The organism is Mixta theicola (genome assembly GCF_002895925.1).
Taxonomy (GTDB): Bacteria; Pseudomonadota; Gammaproteobacteria; order Enterobacterales; family Enterobacteriaceae; genus Mixta; species Mixta theicola.
In genome coordinates this window covers 228833-251836 of sequence record NZ_NWUO01000001.1, presented here as the reverse complement: position 1 = coordinate 251836, position 23004 = coordinate 228833, and the positions used below count along the sequence as shown (strand labels likewise).

Below are 23004 nucleotides of genomic sequence, written 5' to 3'. Positions count from 1 at the left end.
CGCACGGCAGAGATCTGACTGTTTCTGAACCGGACACGTAAGGCGTCGCCGCGCCTTTCTCTGCCGCAAGTGATAAAAAAGCTGTTATTCTTAGTTTGTTACCTGCTCATGATGAGATTCCGATGAAATATCAGCAGCTGGAAAATCTTGAAAGCGGATGGAAATGGAAATACCTGGTAAAAAAATACCGGGAGGGTGAGGCGATCACCCGATACGTTGAAATCAGCGCCGCTCAGGAAGCCGTTAAGGCTTTGCTGGCGATGGAAAACCATCCGATAGACGTGCTGAAATGGATTGAGTTACATATTAATCCGGCACTGGAAAATCGTATGAAGCAGACGATTCGCGCGCGCCGTAAACGTCACTTTAATGCCGAGCATCAGCATACGCGTAAGAAATCGATCGATTTGGAATATCTGGTGTGGCAAAGGCTGGCGGGCCTGGCGCAGCGTCGCAACGGTACGTTATCGGATACTATCGTCCAGTTAATTGAGGATGCTGAGCGGAAAGAAAAATATGCCAGTCAGATGTCGACGCTACGTCAGGATCTGCAGGCTATTTTGGGCAAGGATGACGTGAGTTAATGCAGTAAGTTAACGTTTTTCTGATGAAGCAGCCAATAAAAAACCCCGCCGGAGCGGGGTTTTTTTTACGAGTCACTTAAGCCTGCGGCTGAGTAACAACGTCTTTCAGACCTTTAACTTCGATTTCTACGCGACGGTCCGGGCCCAGGCAGTCGATCAGGGCGTTACGGCCTTTCACGCTGTCACAGGTGTTGCCGGTAACCGGGTTAGATTCACCCATGCCACGTGCAGAGATTTTGTTAGCCGGGATACCTTTAGATACCAGGTAGTCAACCACGGACTGAGCGCGTTTTTCAGACAGCTTCTGGTTGTACTGATCTGAACCGATACGGTCAGTGAAGCCCAGAACAACAACGGAACCGTCTTTCGGATCCATTGAGCTCAGCTGAGTGTACAGCTGATCCAGCGCCTGCTGGCCTTCGCCTTTCAGAGTCGCTTTGTTGAAGTTGAACAGCACGTCTGATTTCAGAGTGAAGTGCTTGGTTTCAACAACCGGAGCCGGAGCCGGAGCCGGGGCTACAACCGGAGCTGCTGCTTCATCCTGACCGAAACGGTAAGACAGGCCTACGCTCAGCATGGCGTTATCAGGACGTGTACCAACGGTACCCGCGTCACCGATGTTGTTAACCCACTGGTAGTCCAGACGGGTAGCCCAGTTTTTGTTCAGCGCGTATTCAACGCCAACGGCTGCCAGCGGAGAAACGCCGGTGTCGTGGTCGTTACGGCTGATGTCGGTACCAACAACGTGCTGAGTAGAGTCAGCGCGCCATACCATACCACCCAGACGGGTATATACGTCCAGGTCATCCATGATCGGGTAGCTCAGTTTCGCTGCCAGCTGGATGCCCTGTGCTTTAAATGCGCCGTTAACTACGTCGCCTTTGTTAGGCATACGACCAAGCCAGTCGTAACCCAGCTCAAAGCCTAAGTATGGGTTAGCCTGATAACCTACGAATGCACCAGCGCCCAGCTGGCTTTCGTGAGTCGGGCCATCGTTGTTCACGTAGTTGTTACCGTAGTAACCAGTATCGTGATACTGAGACCAGCCCAGTTTGGCACCGGTGTACCAGGTGTCATCTTTCGGTGCGGCCTGCGCTACGGTAGCGAAGCCAGCCAGTGCCACTGCAATTGCGATAGCTGTCTTTTTCATTTTTTGCGCCTCGTTATCATCCAAATAGGCAAGGAGCTTAAAGTAAGCTCTTGGTTGTAATCCTTCGCCGGGTCCTTTTGCTCGATTATTACTCTACCGGAAAACGGAGGTTATTGAGCACCCTGGCGAGATAAAGTCTACAACGTGGCGAGAAACTTACAAGTAAGTTGTGAAGACGGTCAGCAAAAAAAGGGCGTTTCGTACACAAATTTTAACAATGGCTGCCTGTTTTAGCGGCAAAAAAAACCTGAATTAGCGCGGCGGAAGCGAGGCCTGGCCGCGTGAGAGTAGAATCAGCGGGTTATCAGTAGAAAGTGAGGATTTTTAGCTGAGATTTATCTTATATTTACTTAATGATACAAAGTTGAGTGAATTTTCAACCGATTTTTTTGTCCGCTGGAACAAGACGCACCGGATTGTGGCCGCATTATGAGACCCAGTGCCTGACCTGCAGAAGCCGCTTCTTCCAGCCGACGACGATCTTTTTCGCTAATATCTTCAGCAAACCAGCCTAAAACCACGCTGTAATTCCCCGTTTGCAACGCTCTAACCATCGCTTCAACCGTACTGAACTCCTGATGATAAGGGATCTGCATCATTTTATTCAGCGGCAAGCCGGAAGCCTTGAGCCAGTGCCGACTGATCTTTTGCGGCGGCGTTAGCCAAAGCTGCCAGCGCGACTGCGTACCCAGCTGCTGTAATAGCGGCAGGAGTAACAGCTGCGTTAGTCCTGGCTGAGCTTCACTATAGCTTAACTCGCTAACCCAGCCGGTAGTCAAAACCGGCGATACGGCAACGCGAGAATGACCAGGCAAAGCAGAACGAGCAAAAGAAGACTTCAGTAAATGAGTACGCATGATTATCAGCTCATGAGGTTACTGTATGTATATACAGTAATGCGCTGACGACCGAAGATCAACCTCATTTTTTGAAAACGTCTCGCACTTTTATTATGCAAATGAATGCAAGCTCATTTAGTAATTGAACCATTAATAAGAATTGCCTATGTTTTAGCTGTTGTAAAACAGCAGGTTAGTTTACGTTTCTTAAGGAAAAGGAGCAGCATATGGATTCTTATCAAAGGATACTTCAGTCAAAACAGCAGCTGGCGACATTAGGGAATATCATCGTGCGTTCGCAATTTGGCGGCTATAGTCTGGCCGTTGAAAAAGTAGTGTTCGCATTAATTACCGATGGCGAACTTTATCTGCGCGCCAGCGAAACCCTAAAACGTTATCTCCGCACGCAATCGCTGCCGCCGCTGGTTATTGATAAACGCGGAATGGCGGTAAAATTACGTTATTACCGTATTGATGAAGCGTTATGGAATAACCCACCGTTATTAATCTCGCTGTCCAGATCGGCGCTTGCGCTTGCGCGGCGGCAAAAAAACGCCCGACGAAATAATGTGCGGCTCAAAGATCTGCCTAATATGGGCATCCGAATGGAGATGCTGCTGCGGGAGATTGGCATCGATAGCGTATGCGCGCTGCGCGAGGCGGGAGCAAAAAGCTGCTGGTTACGCTTAAGAATGCTTAACCAGCATCTGGGGCTGAGCTGCTTAATGGCTCTGCAGGGCGCCATTTCCGGTCATCATCAGGCGGCACTGCCTGCAGAGATAAAAGAAGAGCTGCGCAACTGGTTTAATTGCACCATACAGTGGGAAAAAGGGCGGCAAAACTAACCGGCGGCAGGGGATGCCAACTGTTTTTTCAGACGGGCGATTTCGGGCAGCAGCGCAATCAACAGGCCGATTTGTTGTAATACCAGCTGCGCCTGCGGAACGGCTTCACTGTCAAAACGGCCAATACGAGCAGCAAGCTCATTCATCATCTGCTGCGCCTGCTGTTCACTGACGACATTCACCTGTAAAACATCATCAACATAGCAGACGGCATCATCCAACAACGCCAGTATTTCCGGCTGCATTATTTTTTCACGATGCGCGCCTAACGCTGAGATATAGCTTAAAAATGAGTGATTCAGGCAGAGCAGACGAAATGCGGCTTCGCGCAGCTGCGGATCCGGGCGCATTTCGGTTGAAAGGTTAGAAACCACCGACGCCAGTTCGGCATCGCCGTTATGCGCATCGCGGCGCGCAATACGGTATGCCAGACGGTTATCTTTTCCCTGATGATATTGTTCCAGAATCGCATCCAGATAACGGCAGTTGGCCGTTAAGGTTTTTTCCGCTACGGCCGGCAGGCGCCGGAAATGCCAGTCCGGCCAGATAAAACTGACCGCCAGCCAGGAGATGCCACAGCCTAACAGCGTATCGACGATACGCGGTACGGCCACATCGAAGCCTTCCCCCAGCAGATTAAAGCAAAGCAGCACCAGCAGCGTAATAAACATGGTGGCATGCGCATACTGTACCTGGCGGAAAGCAAAAAACAGCACTCCCGACAGCACAATTAGCAATAGCTGCCCGTCAACGGACGGCACCAGCCATAAAACCGGCAAACCAATAGCGATGCCGGTTAAAGTACCGATAATGCGCAGCGCCAGACGTCGGCGCGTGGCGTTATAGCCGGGCTGGCAAACGAACAGGCTGGTCAATAAAATCCAATAGCCGCGCTCCAGGCCGGTAAGCTGAATAAAGGCGTAGCCGACGCACAGCACTAACGACATACGTACGGCATGGCGAAAAAGCGGTGATTCCGGCGTGAGATGTCGGCTAATACGCAGACGAATATCGCTCCAGCCGGTTAATCCCTCGCTGGAAAGATGCGTATCGCTGCCGTCCCGATGCGCCTGCTCCAGCGCCTGTTCCGACTCTATCGTCGCCAGCTGGGCATCAATCGCTTTTAAATTGCTGAGTAAATAACGCAGCGCTTTTTGTCGCGCTTTATCCTGCGGCGTATCGGGTAGCCGATCCAGCGCCGCCTGCAGATGGCTAAACGCGCGTTCAAAGCGCGTATCATGTTGATAGCTGTGCTGCAGCAAAATCGCATCAGAAAGCTGTCGACAGGCGCGCGCCTGCATGGTTAGCAGACGCTGAAAACGAAACAGAATCTCACTGTAGCGCCATTCCTGGCGCAGCGCGTGATATTGCACGTGGGAAGAGCTGGCGCGTTCATGTATATCCTGCGCTACAAAGTAATAATGCAGCGTTCGCCGTGTACCCCGTTGCCCGCGATCGCCGCGCAGCCGACTCTGAATAGAGGTTTTGGTCTCGTTAAGCACGGCAACCAGTTTGCTGTTAGCCATCGCCACCTCAACCAGTCCGCCATCGTCATTCTCTTCCATATCAGGATCAAACAGGCTGGCCTTTGCTTCCAGGTAATTGGCCAGCAGGCTGTAGCTACGCGCCATATTCTCCTGCAGCGGGCGAATGGGAAACAGCAGATGTCCCGCCAGCGTCAGCAGGTTATACCAGACGGCCCCCAGCAGCAGCAGGATCGGCTGAAGATACCATTGCGAAAAGAGACCCGCGCCGAGCATGGTATAAACAGCAATCAGCAGCGCGCCAAAAGCGATGGTGGCGTAGCGCTGACCAAGCGCGCCCAGCAAGATAAAACCCCAGGCAGAAAAAGCCAGGCCGAGAATAAATAGCCAGGGCCTGGGGAAAAGTAACTCCACCGAAACCGAAGCGATGCAGAAACAGAGCAGGGTGATTAACAGGTTACGCAGCCGACCGGTAAAACGGTCATCAAGATCGGCCAGCGCGGCGGCAACCACGCCCAGAGTAAGCGGTAATGTCCAGACAATCTGTTGTAGCCACCAGGGAAAGGCGGCGGCGCCAGCCAGCGCCAGAAAAATGCGGGTTAAATAAAGCCCGGTGCTGTTAGCCGTATAACGACGTAAACCCGCAGTTAACGCGATCATTGCATATAACCTTACTGGTAACGACGACGCGCATTGGCTTCACGTGCCGCACGCGCCTCTTCCGTTGATACGACCCGACGGCCAACCGGCCATAACGCAATGGCCGACAGCTTAAAGTTAGCAATTCCCACCGGAATGCCAATAATGCTGATGCATTGCGTAATACCGAGCATGATATGAGAAAGACATAGCCACCAGCCAAAGAAGATAAACCAAAAGATATTCAGCAGCGTGCCGCCGGTATTGAGCAGCGCATTGCTACGATCGGGACGTAGCTCATCCACATGGACTGCCTCATTACCATAGGGCAGCAGGGAAAGTTTAGCGATCTCCCAGCAGGAGCGCGTCAGCGGCAGGGTAAAGATCAAGACAATACTTACCAGGGTAGCAAACAACCAGCACAGCGTGGTAAAGAAGCCACCCAACACAAAATTAAGGATATTCAAAACGGTACGCATAACAGGCTTCCTTCAAAAAACGGACTTTATCCGGCATATCTGCGTTTGATTGTAACCTGTTTTAACCCTGGAGCGGTAAACTACGGCTCAGTAGACTAGACAGCAAACCGAATCCATCCACCTTTGGTTATGACGCATGGAACTAAAAGCAACGTCGCTCGGCAAACATCTGGCGCAGCATCCTTATAATCGGGTGCGGCTGTTAAGCGCCGGGGTAGAAGTCAGCGGTGAAAAACATGAATATCTGATCCCGTTTAATCAGCTGCTGGACATTAAATGCAAACGCGGCCTGATCTGGGGTGAGCTGGAATTTACGCTGCCGGATGAAAAAGTCGTGCGGCTGCACGGTACGGAATGGCAGGAAACGCAGCGCTTTTACCACTATCTTACGCAGGCCTGGCATAGCTGGAGCGAGGAGATGAGCGAAATCAGCGCGCAGGTGCTGGAGACGCTGGTTGCCACTTTACCGCAGCAGGAGACGCAGGATCGCTGGCTAAAGCAGAGCGAGCTGGCTGAACTGCAGCAGCAAATTGAAGAAACTTTTTCCGCTTTACCGCTGCCGTCGTCGCGGCTGGAGAGCTTTGCTCATTGTCGAACGCTTTATCAGCAGTGCCGGGCATGGTTATGCCACGGCGATACAGAGCGGGCGAAGCGTAACGATGCCTGGACGCGCCGGATGCTGGAAGAGCATGCGGATTTTTTCGCGACGGTAGAATCCACTCCGCTCAATCTTTCACAGGCGCGCGCGGTAGTGAATGGTGAAGAGTCGCTGCTGGTACTGGCGGGCGCCGGCAGCGGTAAAACCTCGGTGTTGGTGGCACGCGCTGGCTGGTTGCTGCGTCAGCAGCAGGCTCAGCCGCAGCAAATTCTGCTGCTGGCGTTTGGGCGTCAGGCGGCGGAAGAGATGAACGATCGCATCAGGTCCCGACTGCATACCGAAGAGACAGAAGCCCGCACGTTTCACGCGTTGGCGCTGCATATCATCCGCCAGGGCAGCAATAAAAATCCGCTTATCTCCCGCCTCGAAACCGACAGCGCGGCGCGCCGACAGCTGATAATAGATACCTGGCAGCAACAGTGTGCGGAAAAAAAAGCCCACGCCAACGGCTGGCGGCAGTGGCTGACGGAAGAGCTGGAATGGGCGGTGCCGGAAGGGGATTTCTGGCAGGACCACGCGCTGGCGCAGCGGCTGGCGAGTCGTCTGGAGCGCTGGCTTGGCCTGATGCGTATGCATGGCGGCGCTCAGGCGGCGATGATTGCCGATGCGCCGGAAGCGATCCGCGACCGATTCGCCAAACGCGTTAAGCTAATGGCGCCGCTGCTGAAAGCGTGGAAAAGCGCGCTGAAAGAGGAGGGCGCGGTCGATTTCTCTGGCCTGATACAACAGGCGGTTAACCTGCTGGAGAAAGGTCGGTTTATCAGTCCCTGGAAGCATATCCTGGTGGATGAATTTCAGGATATTTCGCCGCAGCGGGCGCTTTTGCTGACGGCCTTACGTAAACAGAACCGGCAAACCAGCCTGTTTGCGGTGGGCGATGACTGGCAGGCGATCTACCGTTTTAGCGGGGCGGAAATGGCGCTGACGACGTCGTTTCACCATTATTTTGGCGGCGGCGATAGCTGTGTGCTGGATACAACCTGGCGGTTTAACGATCGTATCGGTGACATCGCCAACCGTTTCATTCAGGAAAATCCCCATCAGCTTGCCAAACCTCTTAACAGCCTGACAAAAGGCACGAAAAAGGCCATTTCACTGCTGCCTGACGATCGGCTGGAAGATTTGCTGAATAAAATGAGCGGTTACGCCCTGCCAGAAGAGCGGGTGCTGCTGCTGGCGCGCTATCATCATCTTCAGCCAGCGTTACTGGCAAAAGCCAAAACGCGCTGGCCTAAGCTCAGGCTTGATTTTATGACTATCCACGCCAGCAAAGGGCAGCAGGCGGATTATGTCATTCTGTTGGGGCTGCAGGAGGGCAGCGATGGCTTCCCGGCGGCGGCGCGCGAAACGGTAATAGAAGAGGGGCTGCTGCCTCAGCCCGAAGACTTTCCCGATGCGGAGGAGCGACGGCTGGCTTATGTGGCTCTGACGCGGGCGAAGCAGCAGGTCTGGCTGCTGTATGATCGTCAGCAGCCATCGGTATTCGTCCAGGATTTTAAACGCCTTGGCGTCCCGCAGCTGCGCAAGCCTTAGGCATCGCTCGGCAAAAGCGCTTATTTAAGGCGCGTCTGTAAATAGTTTTGATAGTCGGGAATCTGAATAGTAACGGCCTGATTAAACAACGGCGAGTTAATCAGGAAGTCGGCGGTGGAACGGTTAGTCGCCGTTGGGATATTCCAGACGGTGGCAAGACGCAGCAGCGCTTTAACATCCGGATCGTGCGGCACGGCGTTCAGCGGATCCCAGAAGAAGATCAACAGATCGATTTTACCTTCGGCGATCAGCGCGCCTACCTGCTGATCGCCGCCCATCGGGCCGCTAAGCATGGCGTTAACCTCAAGACCGGTATTGCGCTGAATCAAATTGCCAGTAGTGCCGGTAGCATAAAGCGTATGGGTATCCAGCAGCGCCTTATGCTGACTGACCCACTCCAGCAGAGCGGTTTTGCAGTGATCGTGCGCCACCAGGGCAATGGTTTTCGCTTCGGCAAGAATACGGCTGGTCTGCTCCATTGATGCATCCTGTTGAGAATAAGGTGAAAATTAAGGGAACGAACCACGAGTTTACCGCTGACGGACGGCAAACATCAACTTGGCCGTAGCGCTTTCATCCAGCTTACCAGGCGCTGGCGCGTGGCGCTGTCCACCTGATGAAACCACAACTGCAACAGGCGTTCCGCAGGCATATTAGCGCCGAGCGCATCGACCGGAAATTTATCCTGGTGCATGCTTAACGGAGGCTGCTGAGCAAAACGCGGTACGGATGCCACCTGGCCGTTACGGTTATAGGCCATCAGCGCCTTTTCCAGATCGGTCTGCGGTCCGTCCAGCAGCGGAAGGCGATCGCGGCGGCTTTCAACCGGCCGGCCTTTTTCGTCCACGAGGATAAACGCGCTGTTTTTATCAAACTGGCGACGATCGCGCAGGCTTTCCAGCGCGGGGAGCCGAATAGAAATAGATTTGACGTTGGCGACAAACGTCACGATCAAAGGGGCGGAGATATAGCTACGCTTAGCGTTGCCATGAGAAGTGTCGAGGACTTTTTCAACGCGGAACAGAAGCTGATGCTCCCCATTATCCAGCTCCAGTCCATCAGCTCCCTTCAGCAGCGAGCCTGAAATTTTGCGTCCGTCCAGTACCAGTAGATCGATATTGGGATCGAGCCTGAGCGTAGTCGCGTAACAGGATGTTGCGAATAGCAACGCAAACATACCTGAACAGATCAAACGCAGCTTCATTGTTTCTCCAGAAGGCGCACGGGAATCCCGGCAGTGAATGTATCAAATTCTTACATTATGGCAGCGTGTTAACATTTTAACATATTATTTTGTGTCCTGAATCGCTAAATGCGCAGATGGACGCTGGCTGTTCATTCCCGAACCATAAATAACCTAAAATGGGTCAATTCATTGCATCAGGAGTTACGTATGAACGATCAAATGATTGCCGAGGTACTGCGATCCACCCGCACCATTGCGTTAGTGGGTGCCAGCGATAAACCGACCCGCGCCAGCTATGGCGTTATGGCCTGGCTACTGCAACAGGGTTATCACGTTATCCCGGTCAGCCCAAAGCTGGCAGGCCAAACGTTACTGGGGCAAAAAGTGTATGCGTCGCTGGCGGACATACCTGAACCGGTTGATATGGTGGATGTGTTCCGTAATTCAGAAGCGGCCTGGGGTGTTGCGCAGGAAGCGATTGCGATTGGCGCGAAAACGCTCTGGCTGCAGCAGGGCGTAATAAATGAGCAAGCTGCGGTGCTGGCTGGAGAAGCAGGGCTAAAAGTGGTGATGGATCGCTGCCCGAAAATCGAAATTCCGCGTCTGGGATTATTAAAAAATTAGGCGAAATGACCAGAAAACGCCTGCGTTGGCTGGCTGAGCGGCGAGAAAAATGAGATGCCTGGCGTGCCAGGCATAATTTTATTGACGTAAACGGGGTGATAAAAGCTGCTGACGAACCGACTCGGCCAGCTCATCTAACGAAGGCTGTTCGGGATGAACGGTTTGCGCTTCGCCTGCAAGCTGAGCTTCGGCCAGATAGGTATGAATCGGTTCACCGTCATCGTCTTCGGTGACGACATGATACCAGGGCGCAGCACGTAAGGTTTCATTTGCGCCAACATCATCAATATCGGGGTCGTCTAACGAATATTCGGGATCGACATCAACCACCACGCCCAGAAAGCCCAGCATTTTATGACGCACCTGCTGACCAATTCCAAATTTACTGGCAATCATCCATACCTCCTGATAAACATTGCCTTTAACCAAGAATATAGGGGCAAAAGCATCGTTTTCAAGTTACAGCACGCGGCAGGCAAACCCCTTCAGATAAAGACCTTCAGGATAGCTGGCGATAACCGGATGATCGGCAGCCTGTCGGAACTGTTCTATAAATTGTACATCACGACGGGCGTCAACGGCGGCGTCAGCGATAATTTTCTGAAATAAATCAGTTGCCATCAGGCCGGAACAGGAGAAGGTCAATAACATTCCGCCCGGATTAAGCAGCTGCATCGCCAGCATATTAATATCTTTATAGCCGCGACAGGCGCCCGCCAGCTGATTTTTGTTTTCAACAAATTTAGGCGGATCCATCACGATAAGATCAAATTTCTCACCGTTATCACGATAGCTGCGTAGCAGCTTAAACACGTCATCACGCAGGAATTGCGCCTTACCAACGTCCAGCCCGTTCAGTTCGACGTTCTGACGCGCCACGTCCAGCGCCGCCTGTGAAGTATCCACGCTGATAACCTGACGACAGCCGCCAAGCAGCGCCGAAACGGCAAAGCCGCCGGTATAGGAGAAGCAGTTAAGCACACGCTTGTCTTGCGCATAGCGACGGGTGGCAAAGCGGCTGTCGCGCTGATCCAGATAGTAGCCGGTCTTGTGCCCGGTACGAATATCGACCAGCAGCTTCATGCCGTGTTCGCTAATCGGCAGCAGATCGGGCGGCAGCTCACCGCAAACCGGGCCCTGGGTCAGTTCCAGGCCTTCTTTCTTACGCACCGCCACATCGGAGCGATCGTAAATGCTGCAGTCGGGATAGCACTGCTGCAGGGCCGAAATAATGGCCGGACGCTGATATTCCGCCCCGGCGGAAAGCAGCTGCAGCACCATGAACGAGCCAAAGCGATCAATCGTCACGCCAGGCATGCCGTCAGATTCACCGGCGATTAAACGGTAGCTGTCCAGGCCATCTCGCACCGTTAGCCAGTCACGCAGTTGCTGGGCAGCCTGCAGGCGGCGGACAAAAAAGGCGATATCGACAGATTCGTCCTGCTGCCAGCTCCAGACGCGTGCACGAATTTGCGAATCGGGCGAGAAGGCGGCGCGGGCCAGCCATTTACCCTGGCTGTCACAAACGTCAATGGTTTCACCACGCTGGGCTTTGCCTTCCATCCGCGCAACGGCGCCGGAAAAAACCCAGGGATGACGACGGAGCAGGGATTTTTCACGTCCCTTAGCGAGAATCAATCGAACGGTCATATTTTGCTATGCTTACCAACGGAAAATGAGGCGACATTGTCCGGTGGTTACCGGCAAAATGCAATCAGCGGACAGCAGGAGGACGCAATGACGCAACAATGTATTAAGGCCTGGGTTCATGGTCAGGTGCAGGGCGTAGGCTTTCGCTACAGCACGCAGATGCAGGCGCAGCAGCTTGGGCTGACCGGCTATGCGCGCAATCTGGACGACGGCAGCGTGGAAGTGCTGGCCTGCGGCGAAAGCGATCGGCTGGAACAGCTGGTGGCCTGGTTAAAGGCGGGAGGGCCGCGCAGCGCCCGCGTCGATCGCGTATTAACGCAGCCGCATCAGCCCGGCGAAATACCGCAGCGCTTTACCAGCGGATAATCAGAAGGGCCATCTGCTCCGCTTAAAAAATCACAGGCATTTAACCGGCTTAGGCAGGCCCGCTATTTTAGTCGCCTGTTTTGCCGGGCCATCGGGAAACAGACGAAACAGATAGCGGCTGTTGCCTTTTTCCTCACCGAATTTCTGCGCCATGGCTTTTACCAGCATTCTTACCGCCGGAGAGGTGTTAAACGTCAGATAAAACTCGCGCACAAAATGCACCACTTCCCAGTGCGCTTCGCTCATCGTAATCGACTCTTCCGCGGCGATATGCAGCGCCAGCGCTTCGCTCCAGTCCGCAGAATTCAGCAGATAGCCCTGAGCGTCGCGCGCAATTTCGTTACCTTCAAACAGCACGATATGGCCTCACTTATTTAACTGATGGCTATATTAGCAAACTTAACGGCGGCAAAAAATAAGGCCCCGCCGATGGCGGAGCCTTGATGATGCGGTAAAAAGTAAGGGCTGGCTTAGTTATTACGCGAGAAGCCAAGAATGCTCAGCAGGCTGATAAAAATATTATACAGCGAGACATACAGGCTAATAGTGGCGCGAATATAGTTGGTTTCACCGCCGTGAATAATATTGCTGGTTTCCCACAGGATCGCGCCGGTAGAAAACAGAATAAACAGGGCGCTGATGGCCAGCTGCAGAGCCGGCAGCTGCAGGAACAGGTTAGCAATTACCGCGACCAGCAGAACCACAAAGCCCGCCATCATCATCCCGCCAAGAAAAGACATATCCTTGCGCGTAGTCAGCACATACGCAGAACAGCAGAAGAACACCAGCGCCGTGCCGCCCAGCGCCAGCGCAATGGCGTCGCCCATGCCTGCTGCCAGGAAAGCGTTCAGTATCGGCCCCAGGCTATAGCCGAGGAAACCGGTAAAGGCGAAGGCGGCCACGATACCGGCCGGGCTATTGGCCAGACGGTAGGTTAAGAACATCAGGCCATAAAAACCCACCAGCATCAGAATCAGGCCCGGCGCAGGCAGGTTCAGTAAGGTGCTGGCGGTAGCGGTAGCGGCAGAAAAGGCCAGCGTCAGCCCCAGCAGGAAATAGGTATTACGCAGAACTTTATGCGTGCTCAGCAACGATGTGCCGGCACCAGAGCGGGAAACGATACGATCCATAATGCACCTCATACAGGGGTCACAATTTAGCGCAGAGCATACGAAGCGCGGCGGAAAGGGAAAAGGCGTTTTACCCTTCTTTACGCGTGAAGCCGCTGTTTTTGTGAGCCAAATGGTGATTATGCCAGCAAATAAAAGCGGTTTGCCTGTTTTTCAGGCGAACAGCAGGCCCGGCTATTTACATTGCGCTGAGGGGTGTTTATAGTTCGCCTCATTGCGGAGGGGTGGCCGAGCGGCTTAAGGCAGCGGTCTTGAAAACCGCCGATGGGAAACCATCCGAGAGTTCGAATCTCTCCTCCTCCGCCACTAAATTTACGACGGGTCAGCAGCAATGCTGGCCCGTTTTCGTTTGGATGGCAAACGGTTCTGCTTAGGCTTTCATCGGGCGCTGCGAAAATAATCAGTCAGATATTTTTTGCATAAAAGGGGCTTGCGCAAGCAGAATCAAGCCGTTAGACTTCGTCGCACAATATGACACGTCAGCAACGCGTTTGCGGATTGTCTTGCGGAGGGGTGGCCGAGTGGCTTAAGGCAGCGGTCTTGAAAACCGCCGATGGGAAACCATCCGAGAGTTCGAATCTCTCCTCCTCCGCCAAATTTTAAGAGCCAGCACAGCGTGCTGGCTTTTTTTATGCCGGTGAAACCTGCCGCCGTCGGCTAACCGCCCACGGTTTTCCCACGCCGAATGGCAAATTTAGCCATCTTCGCCTTTTGCTTTTTATCGTTTAAACGCCCGCTGCTGGAAAAAACGGCGCGCTTATAAAACATCTCGTTACTTTTCAATTAGCTAATCAGATTAAAGCGCAGTGTCGCACGTCTGCTATAGTCCTGATACGATATGAAGCCTGCTTCCGCCGCCGCAAATTATGGCGCCGGGCGGAATGTTATACCCATTATTGGCTCTGACGCCCTGCGGTCAGCAGTCAGCCAGTCATCATCGGATCGAATGGAACAGTAACAATGATCAAAAAACTCAGTCTTTGCGCATTGTCGGTTATTGCGGCGTTACCCTTAGGATTTTCCGCCCACGCCGCTGATGGCGATCTGCAACTCCAGCAGGTATTAATGCTTAGCCGCCATAATCTGCGGGCTCCGCTGGCTGATAACGGCAGTCTGTTGGCGCAGGCGACCAAAAAAACCTGGCCGCAGTGGGAGGTGCCGGGCGGCGAGCTGACCATAAAAGGCGGCGTGCTGGAAGTCTATATGGGGCGTTATACGCGGGAATGGCTGGCGCAGCAGGGGCTGATTAAAAACGATGCCTGTCCGGCGTCCAGGGAGGTATTTGCCTACGCCAACAGCCTGCAGCGTACCGTAGCGACCGCACAATATTTTGTTACCGGCGCGTTCCCTGGCTGCGATGTTACCGTAACGCATCAGGATGAAATGGGCACTATGGATCCGATATTCAGCCCGGTTATTACCAACGACAGCGATGAGTTCAACAAAAAAGCGCTGGCCGCCCTGAATGCGCAGGGTGAGAAGCTGAGCCTCAAGCCAGCTTTCCAGCGTCTGGAAAAAATTGTTGATTATAAAAACTCCCCGGCCTGCGACGGCAAAAAGCAGTGCGCGCTGAGCAGCGATAATCAGAACAAATTCAGCGCGGAAAATGGCAAAGAGCCTGGCGTTGCTGGCCCGCTGAAGGTGGGTAATTCGCTGGTGGATGCTTTTACCCTGCAATATTACCAGGGCTTCCCGCTGGATCAGGTGGCCTGGGGAGAGATTAAAACGCCAGAGCAGTGGCAGGAACTGGCGGCCATTAAAAACGGCTATCAGGATGCACTGTTCACCTCGCCGGAAATTGCCCGGGAAGTTGCTGCTCCGCTGATTGATTACATTCGCAGCCAGCTGGTGGATCAGGATAAGGCCTCAGCGCCAAAAGTGACGCTGATGGTGGGCCATGATTCGAACATCGCCTCGCTGCTGACGGCGCTGGATACCAAAGCGTATACGCTGCCTGGGCAGTATGAAAAAACGCCGATTGGCGGACAGGTTGTTTTTGAGCGCTGGCACGATGTAAAAGCAGATAAAGATCTGGTGAAGGTTGAATATGTTTACCAGACGGCCGATCAGCTGCGTGACGCCGAAGTGCTTAGTCTGAAAAATCCACCAAAGCGCGTAACGCTGCAGCTAAACGGCTGCCAGACGGATGCTAATGGTTTCTGTTCATGGGAGCAGTTTAGTAACGCGCTGAATGCAGCTCTGCAGGGCACCGCGCTGCAGCCTGCCGCCGCCAAACCTGCGGCAGAGGCCAAAGCGGAAGCAAGTCCGGCAGCGGTCACGAAACCCGCAGCCGACAAGCCAGCAACGGATAAAGCCGCAGCGGATAAACCGGCGAATAAAGCGGAAGCTGACAAGGCCGCCCGACAGACAAAAGCAGCGGAAAAACAGGCCGCCGATCGGGAAGCTGCCGCGAAAGCGGCGGTAGAAAAAGCGCAGGCTGATGCAGACAAAGCGAAAGCCGCGGCGGCTAAAGCCAGGGCGGAAGCTGAGCAGGCCGCAAAAGATAAAGCGGCAAGCGATAAGGCCGAGCCTAAGGCGCAGCCGAAGTCTGACGCCCAGCCAAAAGCCGCTGATGAAAAAGCGCAGCAGGCCCCGGCAAAACCGACAGAATCCGCCAGCTGATCGCCAGCGCCGCCATAACAAAGGGAGCAGCACGCTCCCTTTGTTACGCATCTGACAGCTTACTGGCCGGAAACTACCACCAGTTTCTGATTCACAAATTCTTTAATGCCCAAATCCGACAGCTCGCGTCCATAACCGGAACGTTTGATGCCGCCGAAAGGCAGCTCGGCTGCGGTATCGCTGGCGGAATTAATAAACACCATGCCGGTTTCGATACGCGAAGCCATGCGCTTACCGCGGGCAATATCGCCGGTAAATATCGCGCCTCCCAAACCATAATGGGAGTCGTTAGCCAGCCGCACCGCCTCGTCATCATTCTCAACTACGTAAACCTGCGCCACCGGGCCAAAAAACTCGGTATACCAGGCCGGGTTAACACGCGTAATGTTAGTCAGAATGGTGGGCTGATAGAAACAGCCGGGGCCTGATATGATCTTGCCGCCGTAGTGCAGAGTAGCGCCTTTGGCGATGGCCTCTTCGACCTGTTTTACCAGCGTATCGCGCGCGCTGGCTGACGAAAGCGGGCCAAGCGTGGTGCTTTCATCCAGCGGATCGCCGATTTTTACCGCTGCGAAGGCGGCGGTGAATTTCTCCAGGAAGCGATCGGCAACGCTACGCTGAACGATAAAGCGTTTCGCTGCGGTACAGACCTGACCAGTATTGCTCAGGCGCGCCTGCGCGCCTTGCCTGACGGCTTCCTCTAAATCGCAATCGTCCAGCACCACGAACACATCATTGCCGCCCAGCTCAAGGGTGGTCTTCTTTAAATATTTCCCGGCCTGCTGCGCCACGGCGCTGCCGGCGCGCTCTGAGCCGGTTAGCGCGGCGCCCTGAACGCGATCGTCGGCGATCAGCTCAGCTACTTTCTCGCTGGAGATAAAAAGGTTGGTCCAGGCACCTTCAGGCGCGCCCGCTTCCAGCACCAACTGCTCAAAGACGCTGGCGCAGTGCGGAACAATGGCCGCATGTTTAGCCAGTACCGGATTGCCTGCCGCCAGATTCGGCGCCAGTACGCGCATCAGCTGATAGTAAGGAAAGTTCCATGGCTCGACGGCGACCAACACGCCGAGAGGATGATGTTCGATCCAGGCCTGGCCCAAATCGGTGGGATAGGGCACCGGCTGCAAAAATTTTTCGGCATGTTCCGCATAATAGCGGGCGATCTGCGCGCAAATCTGCACTTCGCCACGGCTCTGCTTCAGCAGCTTACCCATTTCAAGGCTGGCGATTTTTGCCAACTCATCTGTGCGGCTGTCAATCAGCTCCGCCAGCTTATGCAATACCTGGATGCGCGGCTGAATATCTCCCTTTGACCAGGCTGACTGATAAAGCTGCGAGGCCGTTTCCAGCGCTGCCTCAACTTCATCGTCACTGTGCTCAGGCCAGGTTTTAATCACTTCACTGGTCGCGGGATTAACAGACTGGTAAGTTGACATACGAAGCTCCTTGCGCGGGATAAAAAAAGGGCGGGAAAATCCCGCCCGTAGGATAATGGCAGACTAGACGTTTTTACGTTCAACCACCGTGTCATCCCAGGTCAGGACATCTGCATCAGTTTTATCGAAGGCGCGAAACAGCACTTCGTCGTTACCCTGCTGGCGCCAAATCTCTTCCGCCAGTTTTTCATCATAATTTGCGACTTCAAAAATTGCCTCAGCAATCTCAGGTGAGGTATGGCGCAGGCTTGCCCATTCGCCAACATGATGTGCTTTGGATTGTTGCGTTGCCATAATGTTCTCCTGTGTTGATTGAGACTATCCGTTGAGTTTTACCGCCAGCTGGGCGACATGTTCGCCCTGGAAACGGGCAATACTCAGCTCTTCTGCCGTCGGCTGTCGTGATCCATCGCCGCCGGCATAGGTTGAGGCGCCGTAAGGCGTGCCGCCGCGAACCTGGCTGATGTCATACATTTCTTTGATACCGTAGCCGATGGGCACCAGCACCATGCCGTGATGTGCCAGCGTGATCCAGGTTGAGGTAATGGTCTGTTCCTGCCCGCCGCCGGTGCCGGTAGAGGTAAATACGCTGGCCAGCTTGCCGTAAAGCGCACCGGAGGCCCACAGCCCGCCGGTGCGATCGAGGAAAGTACGCATCTGTCCAGACATATTGCCAAAACGGGTAGGGGTGCCGAACAAAATGGCGTCGTACTGCGGCAGTTCGTCTGGCGTGGCTTCCGGCGCGTCCTGTTGGGTTTTACCGCCAACCTGAGCAAAGCGCTCGGCATCCATGGTTTCAGGCACGCGTTTGACCGTCACCTCAGCACCGCTAACGCGGCGTGCGCCTTCGGCGACCGCTTGCGCCATGGTCTCAACGTGGCCATACATGGAGTAATACAGCACCAGAATTTTTGCCATTGTTCAGCTCCTTGTTGAAGGTTGTCGATCTATACGGCGATGAGCCGGGCGCGTTTACTTTTTCGGCGTGGCAGGTTTTTTATCACCTGATTCCGGTGCCTGTTTTGGATCGTCTTTACTCTGCTGGGATTGTTTCTGTGTCATAACGTTCTCCTGTAGCAATGAAAGATAACATCAGTAACAGAGTATAGAAGAAGACAGCGAGCTTGCCTGGAACCCGCCATCACCATTGACCCACTGGGATGGGGCAAGCACACTGGCAGCCTTCGTTATAAGGAATAAGTGAATATGTCGGGTCGGTTAACTCGCTACGGATGGACGCTTACGCTGCAGGAAGGCATCCTGATTTTTATTACCATGATCTGGGGCGGCACTTTTATGGTGGTGCACCATGCCATGACCATGAGCGGCCCCTTCTTTTTTGTTGGCGTGCGCTTTGCAACCGCAGCGCTGTTGCTGCTGCTATTTTCATGGCGCTCGCTGGGAGGCTTTACGCGCCGCGAACTGCTGTCGGGTTTATGGATAGGGATTGCCATTGGCTGCGGCTATGGCTTGCAGACCTGGGGCATGCAAACCATCTCCGGCAGTCAATCAGCCTTCATTACCGCCTTGTACGTGCCGCTGGTGCCGCTGTTGCAGTGGGCGTTTTTGGGCAAAATGCCCGGCGTGCTGTCATGGTGCGGCGTGGTACTGGCTTTTTCAGGGCTGCTGCTGTTGGCGGGGCCGGAGAGCGGCGGTCTGGCATTTAGCCGGGGCGAAATCGCCACCTTGCTCAGCACGCTGGCGATTGCGGCGGAAATTATCCTCATCAGCGCCAGCGCGGGGAAAGTCGATATTCGTCGCGTCACCATTATCCAACTGGGCGTGGCGTCTCTGTTTTCTTTTCTGCTGATGCAGCCCAACGGCGAAAGCGTGCCGACCATGTCGCCTTATCTTTGGGGCAGCGCACTGGGGCTGGGGCTGGCCAGCGCGCTGATTCAGGTCACAATGAACTGGGCGCAGCGCAGCGTTTCGCCTACGCGCGCAACGGTTATCTATGCCGGCGAGCCGGTATGGGCGGGCGTGGTCGGTCGTATTGCCGGTGAACGACTGCCCGGCGCGGCGCTGGCAGGCGGCGCTTTGATTGTGCTGGGGGTGTTGGTCAGCGAAATTAAGCTTAAAAGGCGGGCGAAAAGCTAACCCGCATGGAATAAGCGCTAACGGTTCTGATGCAGGCGCTCTGCCTCGCTCAGAGGCGTGATGCGCTGCCCGAAAATCAGCCAGGGAATAGTCAGCCATCAGCGGGCTGACAGATTTACCGCATTTTTTTCTGCACTTAACCTGCCAGCTGCTAAGATGCAGCGCGAGCATCGTTCAGGAAAAGGGCCAGGGTAAAAGTGGTAAATAAGTCCCCAACACGCCGCTCACAGGCGGCAGCGGCAAAGCGTTCAGCGATTCTGGACGCGGCGCTGGAATATTTCTCGCAGTTTGGTATGCACGGCACCAGCCTTGATAAAGTGGCCGAGCGCGCCGGCATATCGAAAACCAATCTGCTTTACTATTTTCCCTCCAAAGAAGCGCTTTATATTGCGGTACTGAAAGAGATCCTGGACGTGTGGCTGGCGCCGCTAAGGGCGCTGCGCGAAGATCAGCAGCCGCTGACTGCGATTCGGCACTATATACAGCTTAAGCTGGAAGTATCACGCGATCATCCGCAGGCTTCACGGCTGTTCTGTCTGGAAATGCTGCAGGGCGCGCCCCTGTTAAAAGCCGAGCTGGAGGGCGACCTGAAGGCGCTGATTGATGAAAAATCGCGGGTCATTGAAAACTGGGTCGTACAAAAACGGCTGGCGCCGGTTGAGCCGCAGCATCTGGTGTTTATGCTGTGGGCGACCACGCAGCACTACGCGGATTTCGCCGTGCAGGTTGAGGCGATTACCGGCCAGACGCTGAATGATGAAGCGTTTTTTAATCAGGCGGTGGCTAACGTGCAGCAAATGGTAATTGAAGGCATCCGCGTTCGCTAAAGACCGGCCAAAACTTTCCTTCCGACGCAAACGTGGCGGTACGCCAGCGGCTGTAACAAAAAGGGCGAACTTTCGTTCGCCCTTGTGATTACCCTATATCAGCGTCGGGACGCCTCACGAGGCCGTAAGGCATTCTGATTTCACCGGTCAGGCTGTTTTACGGCTGCGTAGCCACCAGCCGATACCCAGCAGAACAAACCACAGCGGGGTAACCATCAGCGCCTGGCGAGTATCTTCCTGCAGCGTCAGCAGAACGATAACAAACACGAAGAAAGCCATACATACCCAGCACATCAGCTTGCCCAGCGGCATTTTAAAATGCGACTGCTGGTGGCGCTGCGGATACTTTTTGCGATAGGCCAGATAAGAGCAAAGGATAATGGTCCAGACAAACATAAACAGGATGGCCGAGACGGTAGTTACCATAGTAAACACCGTCATTACGTTCGGGATCAGGTAAATCAGCGCCACGCCAACCAGCAGGCAGAGACAGGAGAAAAGCAGCCCTGCCGTCGGTACCGCGCGTGCTGAAAGACGGCCAAAGGCGCGATGCGCCACGCCCTGTTCCGCCAGGCCGTACAGCATCCGGCTGGTGGAAAAAATACCGCTGTTAGCCGAGGAGGCGGCAGAGGTTAATACCACAAAGTTGACGATGCTGGCCGCCGCTGGCAGGCCAATCAGCACAAACATCTCGACAAACGGGCTGCGATCGGCCACCACGTGACTCCACGGCGTAACCGCCATAATCACCATCAGCGCCAGCACATAGAACATGATAACGCGTAGCGGAATGGCATTAATCGCGCGCGGCAGCACCTTATGCGGATCGTGCGTTTCTGCGGCTGCGGTGCCCACCAGTTCAATACCAACAAAAGCAAACACGGCAATCTGGAAACCGGCAAAGAAGCCGCTTAACCCTTTCGGGAACATTCCGCCTTCGTTCCAGATATTTGACAGCGAGGCGGTACCGCCGCCCGGAGAAGGGTAGTGCATCGCCACTAATACAATGCCGGTAACGATTAACGCAACGATAGCCACGATTTTGATAATGGCAAACCAGAACTCCAGCTCACCAAACAGCTTGACCGTAACGATATTGAGCGTCAGAAACGCCACGATACAGAGCAGGGCGCTCATCCAGATGGAAAAATCCGGGAACCAGAGCTGGAAATAGGAGCTGATGGCGACAACATCGGCAATGCCGGTAACCACCCAGCAGAACCAATAAGTCCATCCGGTAAAATAGCCGGCCCACGGACCAAGCAGGTCGGCGGCGAAATCACTAAAAGATTTATATTCAAGGTTGGAAAGCAATAGCTCGCCCATGGCGCGCATCACAAAAAACAACATAAAACCGATGATCATATAAACAAAAATAATCGAAGGTCCCGCCAGACTAATGGTTTTTCCGGAGCCCATAAACAGGCCGGTGCCGATGGCGCCACCAATAGCAATTAGCTGAATATGTCGGTTATGAAGACTGCGTCGGAGCTTATCCGGGCTTTCTGCGTGCTGCAGAATCTCTTTGGTTTGATCTGTCATGAAGTGGTTCCTGTCTGTGATGTTGTGCGGCTCTGCTGGCCGATATTTATCAGGCTTACCGGCAGGTAAGTTGGCATAAGATAGTGTAATTAACGGATTATCAGCTAATGATTTCTTGTTAATCCTACAGGATTAGCCGACCGTCACTGGCATCATTTATTTACAATTAGCGAGAAGGTGCAACTTTTTTCCAGCGCTGACGCAAAAAACGTCAGAGCGCTCACCTTTCCCGGTAAAGATCGGGCTACAGACTACAATTAACAGGCAAGCGTAGCGGTTAATTAAGGAAAGAAGCGGATGAAAACTATGGCGGTAGCGCTGATGATCATTCTGGCCGGGCTGGCGAGCCTGCCCTGGCTACAGCGCCATCTGCCATCGCACTGGAATCCCTTTACGCCGCTGGCCGTAACCGATCCGCCGGGACCGATCACGCGTTATAAGCTTCAGCGTCTTCGCTACGATCCTGCGGCCTGTCTGGCGGTGCTGCAGCAAGCGCGTGCAGCGGGATTAATCAGTTTCACCCAGCCTCCTGCCATCAGCGGTTCCTGCCCGCTGGCAATGCCGATTCGTATTCAGCGTTTTGCCAGGGTGACGCTCAGCAGCAGCTTTTTGGCCAGCTGTCCGTTGGCGGTCAGCACTACGATGTTTGTCATTCAGGCGAATAAAATAGCGGTAATAAGTCCGCTGAAATCACCGCTGGAGCGTATCGATCACGTAGGAAGCTACGCCTGTCGCAATATTTATCATCGTGCGCAGGGAAGATTAAGTGAGCATGCCACCGCTGACGCATGGGATGTGACGGCGTTTCGGCTGGAAAACGGTACGCGGATCGGCGTGGGGCGAGACTGGCGCAGATCGGGCGAAGAATCGGCTTTGCTGCATCGATGGTTTAACAGCAGCTGCGACTGGTTTGGAAATTCACTGGGTCCGGATTATAACGCGGCGCACGCCAGTCATTTTCATTTGGGTATGCGTGGCTACGCGCTTTGCCGCTAAATCATGGCTGTTTTATAACGGGATTATGGCGACAGCAGCCTAATTTAACCTCGTTGCCGCGGGGTCTGATTGTATAAAGCGGCGCAAAATACGTTAGCAGTATTTAATAGAAGTTAGACTATTTTTTTTAAAAAATTATTAAAATAAACTAAAAAATCTACCGGCAAGCAGTTGCTTTTTCACGGCAGTAATAGCGATCACCATCAGCTGAAGTTACAGTTCTTGCTATGTTGCTGTTTTACAAAAATATTATTAAAGCTATTTTTCTTTAGTGAAAAGGTTAGCTCACGTTACTACTTTCCACCGGCATCCAGCTG

General features: G+C 53.8%; 23 protein-coding genes and 2 tRNA genes. 11 read left to right on the top strand and 14 right to left on the bottom strand.

Going from position 1 to position 23004, the window contains the following annotated elements; translation table 11 throughout:
- The first annotated feature begins 122 nt into the window (after positions 1-122).
- Positions 123-584, top strand: a complete 462-nt coding sequence (matP, locus tag COO59_RS01260) for a macrodomain Ter protein MatP (protein ID WP_103058019.1) — start codon at positions 123-125, stop codon at positions 582-584.
- 76 nt (positions 585-660) lie between these two features.
- Here matP and ompA read toward each other — a convergent pair whose 3' ends face one another.
- Together ompA and sulA are read right to left on the bottom strand one after the other, a co-directional pair.
- Positions 661-1734 (bottom strand): porin OmpA, encoded by a 1074-nt coding sequence (ompA, locus tag COO59_RS01255; protein ID WP_103058018.1) that lies wholly within the window; start codon positions 1732-1734, stop codon positions 661-663.
- A gap of 350 nt (positions 1735-2084) precedes the next feature.
- Entirely contained in the window at positions 2085-2591 is a 507-nt protein-coding gene (sulA, locus tag COO59_RS01250) for an SOS-induced cell division inhibitor SulA (RefSeq protein ID WP_103058017.1), read from the bottom strand.
- 209 nt (positions 2592-2800) lie between these two features.
- Between sulA and COO59_RS01245 the strand changes: the two genes are divergently transcribed.
- The gene (locus COO59_RS01245; protein WP_103058016.1) at positions 2801-3418 is read left to right on the top strand and encodes a TfoX/Sxy family DNA transformation protein; all 618 of its coding nucleotides are present in this window, start codon (positions 2801-2803) and stop codon (positions 3416-3418) included.
- Here COO59_RS01245 and yccS read toward each other — a convergent pair.
- Entirely contained in the window at positions 3415-5562 is a 2148-nt protein-coding gene (gene yccS, locus COO59_RS01240; RefSeq protein ID WP_103058015.1) for a YccS family putative transporter, read from the bottom strand. The genes COO59_RS01245 and yccS overlap by 4 nt on opposite strands.
- A gap of 11 nt (positions 5563-5573) precedes the next feature.
- The gene (locus tag COO59_RS01235; protein ID WP_103058014.1) at positions 5574-6020 is read right to left on the bottom strand and encodes a YccF domain-containing protein; all 447 of its coding nucleotides are present in this window, start codon (positions 6018-6020) and stop codon (positions 5574-5576) included.
- Positions 6021-6156: 136 nt separating this feature from the next.
- On the opposite strand from COO59_RS01235, the gene helD reads away from it, so the two are divergent.
- Positions 6157-8211 (top strand): DNA helicase IV, encoded by a 2055-nt coding sequence (gene helD / locus COO59_RS01230; RefSeq protein WP_103058013.1) that lies wholly within the window; start codon positions 6157-6159, stop codon positions 8209-8211.
- 20 nt (positions 8212-8231) lie between these two features.
- Here the strand turns inward: helD and COO59_RS01225 are convergent, their stop codons facing one another.
- Together COO59_RS01225 and COO59_RS01220 are read right to left on the bottom strand one after the other, a co-directional pair.
- Entirely contained in the window at positions 8232-8690 is a 459-nt protein-coding gene (locus tag COO59_RS01225) for a methylglyoxal synthase (protein WP_103058012.1), read from the bottom strand.
- A gap of 74 nt (positions 8691-8764) precedes the next feature.
- Positions 8765-9415 carry a DUF2057 family protein gene (locus COO59_RS01220; RefSeq protein ID WP_103058011.1) on the bottom strand — a complete coding sequence of 217 codons (651 nt, stop codon included), beginning with the start codon at positions 9413-9415 and terminating at the stop codon, positions 8765-8767.
- A 189-nt stretch (positions 9416-9604) separates the two neighbouring features.
- On the opposite strand from COO59_RS01220, the gene COO59_RS01215 reads away from it, so the two are divergent.
- A complete protein-coding gene (locus COO59_RS01215) occupies positions 9605-10021 on the top strand; it encodes a CoA-binding protein (protein WP_103058010.1) in 417 nt (138 codons plus the stop codon).
- A gap of 78 nt (positions 10022-10099) precedes the next feature.
- On the opposite strand, the gene hspQ is transcribed toward COO59_RS01215, so the two are convergent.
- Both hspQ and rlmI read right to left on the bottom strand, forming a co-directional pair.
- Positions 10100-10417: a heat shock protein HspQ gene (hspQ, locus tag COO59_RS01210; RefSeq protein WP_103058009.1), complete on the bottom strand. Its 318-nt coding sequence runs from the start codon at positions 10415-10417 to the stop codon at positions 10100-10102.
- Between the two features lie 63 nt (positions 10418-10480).
- The gene (gene rlmI, locus COO59_RS01205) at positions 10481-11671 is read right to left on the bottom strand and encodes a 23S rRNA (cytosine(1962)-C(5))-methyltransferase RlmI (RefSeq protein ID WP_103058008.1); all 1191 of its coding nucleotides are present in this window, start codon (positions 11669-11671) and stop codon (positions 10481-10483) included.
- An 87-nt stretch (positions 11672-11758) separates the two neighbouring features.
- Between rlmI and yccX the strand changes: the two genes are divergently transcribed.
- Positions 11759-12037, top strand: a complete 279-nt coding sequence (gene yccX, locus COO59_RS01200) for an acylphosphatase (RefSeq protein WP_103058007.1) — start codon at positions 11759-11761, stop codon at positions 12035-12037.
- 30 nt (positions 12038-12067) lie between these two features.
- Here the strand turns inward: yccX and tusE are convergent, their stop codons facing one another.
- Both tusE and yccA read right to left on the bottom strand, forming a co-directional pair.
- A complete protein-coding gene (gene tusE, locus COO59_RS01195; protein WP_103058006.1) occupies positions 12068-12394 on the bottom strand; it encodes a sulfurtransferase TusE in 327 nt (108 codons plus the stop codon).
- Positions 12395-12507: 113 nt separating this feature from the next.
- On the bottom strand, positions 12508-13167 hold the full coding sequence (yccA, locus tag COO59_RS01190) for an FtsH protease modulator YccA (protein ID WP_103058005.1): 660 nt from the start codon (positions 13165-13167) through the stop codon (positions 12508-12510).
- Between the two features lie 218 nt (positions 13168-13385).
- Between yccA and COO59_RS01185 the strand changes: the two genes are divergently transcribed.
- The 3 genes from COO59_RS01185 (at position 13386) to agp (ending at position 15789) form a co-directional block, all read left to right on the top strand.
- A tRNA-Ser gene (locus COO59_RS01185) sits at positions 13386-13473 on the top strand.
- Positions 13474-13674: 201 nt separating this feature from the next.
- Positions 13675-13762 (top strand) — tRNA-Ser (locus tag COO59_RS01180).
- Between the two features lie 365 nt (positions 13763-14127).
- Positions 14128-15789, top strand: a complete 1662-nt coding sequence (agp, locus tag COO59_RS01175; RefSeq protein ID WP_103058004.1) for a bifunctional glucose-1-phosphatase/inositol phosphatase — start codon at positions 14128-14130, stop codon at positions 15787-15789.
- A gap of 59 nt (positions 15790-15848) precedes the next feature.
- Here the strand turns inward: agp and COO59_RS01170 are convergent, their stop codons facing one another.
- The 3 genes from COO59_RS01170 to wrbA all read right to left on the bottom strand — a co-directional run bounded on the left by COO59_RS01170 (position 15849) and on the right by wrbA (position 18143).
- Positions 15849-17225 carry an NAD-dependent succinate-semialdehyde dehydrogenase gene (locus COO59_RS01170; RefSeq protein ID WP_103058003.1) on the bottom strand — a complete coding sequence of 459 codons (1377 nt, stop codon included), beginning with the start codon at positions 17223-17225 and terminating at the stop codon, positions 15849-15851.
- 63 nt (positions 17226-17288) lie between these two features.
- Complete coding sequence (locus tag COO59_RS01165; protein ID WP_103058002.1) at positions 17289-17519, bottom strand: YccJ family protein; 231 nt, start codon at positions 17517-17519, stop codon at positions 17289-17291.
- 24 nt (positions 17520-17543) lie between these two features.
- Positions 17544-18143: an NAD(P)H:quinone oxidoreductase gene (wrbA, locus tag COO59_RS01160; RefSeq protein WP_103058001.1), complete on the bottom strand. Its 600-nt coding sequence runs from the start codon at positions 18141-18143 to the stop codon at positions 17544-17546.
- A gap of 288 nt (positions 18144-18431) precedes the next feature.
- Between wrbA and COO59_RS01155 the strand changes: the two genes are divergently transcribed.
- On the top strand, positions 18432-19322 hold the full coding sequence (locus COO59_RS01155; protein WP_103058000.1) for a DMT family transporter: 891 nt from the start codon (positions 18432-18434) through the stop codon (positions 19320-19322).
- 197 nt (positions 19323-19519) lie between these two features.
- Positions 19520-20149 (top strand): HTH-type transcriptional regulator RutR, encoded by a 630-nt coding sequence (rutR, locus tag COO59_RS01150; RefSeq protein ID WP_103057999.1) that lies wholly within the window; start codon positions 19520-19522, stop codon positions 20147-20149.
- A gap of 147 nt (positions 20150-20296) precedes the next feature.
- Here rutR and cycA read toward each other — a convergent pair whose 3' ends face one another.
- The gene (gene cycA, locus COO59_RS01145) at positions 20297-21691 is read right to left on the bottom strand and encodes a D-serine/D-alanine/glycine transporter (RefSeq protein ID WP_103057998.1); all 1395 of its coding nucleotides are present in this window, start codon (positions 21689-21691) and stop codon (positions 20297-20299) included.
- A gap of 297 nt (positions 21692-21988) precedes the next feature.
- On the opposite strand from cycA, the gene COO59_RS01140 reads away from it, so the two are divergent.
- Positions 21989-22687 carry an extensin-like domain-containing protein gene (locus COO59_RS01140; RefSeq protein WP_103057997.1) on the top strand — a complete coding sequence of 233 codons (699 nt, stop codon included), beginning with the start codon at positions 21989-21991 and terminating at the stop codon, positions 22685-22687.
- The last annotated feature ends 317 nt before the right edge of the window (positions 22688-23004 follow it).

Excerpts from the sequence above, each read along its gene's own strand:
- sulA (WP_103058017.1), bottom strand. The coding sequence starts at position 2,591 with ATGCGTACTCATTTACTGAAGTCTTCTTTTGCTCGTTCTGCTTTGCCT.
- yccA (WP_103058005.1), bottom strand. The coding sequence starts at position 13,167 with ATGGATCGTATCGTTTCCCGCTCTGGTGCCGGCACATCGTTGCTGAGC.
- matP (WP_103058019.1), top strand. The coding sequence starts at position 123 with ATGAAATATCAGCAGCTGGAAAATCTTGAAAGCGGATGGAAATGGAAA.
- wrbA (WP_103058001.1), bottom strand. The coding sequence starts at position 18,143 with ATGGCAAAAATTCTGGTGCTGTATTACTCCATGTATGGCCACGTTGAG.
- helD (WP_103058013.1), top strand. The coding sequence starts at position 6,157 with ATGGAACTAAAAGCAACGTCGCTCGGCAAACATCTGGCGCAGCATCCT.
- COO59_RS01215 (WP_103058010.1), top strand. The coding sequence starts at position 9,605 with ATGAACGATCAAATGATTGCCGAGGTACTGCGATCCACCCGCACCATT.
- COO59_RS01170 (WP_103058003.1), bottom strand. The coding sequence starts at position 17,225 with ATGTCAACTTACCAGTCTGTTAATCCCGCGACCAGTGAAGTGATTAAA.
- COO59_RS01140 (WP_103057997.1), top strand. The coding sequence starts at position 21,989 with ATGAAAACTATGGCGGTAGCGCTGATGATCATTCTGGCCGGGCTGGCG.
- COO59_RS01155 (WP_103058000.1), top strand. The coding sequence starts at position 18,432 with ATGTCGGGTCGGTTAACTCGCTACGGATGGACGCTTACGCTGCAGGAA.
- yccX (WP_103058007.1), top strand. The coding sequence starts at position 11,759 with ATGACGCAACAATGTATTAAGGCCTGGGTTCATGGTCAGGTGCAGGGC.
- COO59_RS01225 (WP_103058012.1), bottom strand. The coding sequence starts at position 8,690 with ATGGAGCAGACCAGCCGTATTCTTGCCGAAGCGAAAACCATTGCCCTG.
- hspQ (WP_103058009.1), bottom strand. The coding sequence starts at position 10,417 with ATGATTGCCAGTAAATTTGGAATTGGTCAGCAGGTGCGTCATAAAATG.
- rlmI (WP_103058008.1), bottom strand. The coding sequence starts at position 11,671 with ATGACCGTTCGATTGATTCTCGCTAAGGGACGTGAAAAATCCCTGCTC.
- COO59_RS01165 (WP_103058002.1), bottom strand. The coding sequence starts at position 17,519 with ATGGCAACGCAACAATCCAAAGCACATCATGTTGGCGAATGGGCAAGC.
- yccS (WP_103058015.1), bottom strand. The coding sequence starts at position 5,562 with ATGATCGCGTTAACTGCGGGTTTACGTCGTTATACGGCTAACAGCACC.
- COO59_RS01220 (WP_103058011.1), bottom strand. The coding sequence starts at position 9,415 with ATGAAGCTGCGTTTGATCTGTTCAGGTATGTTTGCGTTGCTATTCGCA.
- cycA (WP_103057998.1), bottom strand. The coding sequence starts at position 21,691 with ATGACAGATCAAACCAAAGAGATTCTGCAGCACGCAGAAAGCCCGGAT.
- agp (WP_103058004.1), top strand. The coding sequence starts at position 14,128 with ATGATCAAAAAACTCAGTCTTTGCGCATTGTCGGTTATTGCGGCGTTA.
- COO59_RS01245 (WP_103058016.1), top strand. The coding sequence starts at position 2,801 with ATGGATTCTTATCAAAGGATACTTCAGTCAAAACAGCAGCTGGCGACA.
- ompA (WP_103058018.1), bottom strand. The coding sequence starts at position 1,734 with ATGAAAAAGACAGCTATCGCAATTGCAGTGGCACTGGCTGGCTTCGCT.
- COO59_RS01235 (WP_103058014.1), bottom strand. The coding sequence starts at position 6,020 with ATGCGTACCGTTTTGAATATCCTTAATTTTGTGTTGGGTGGCTTCTTT.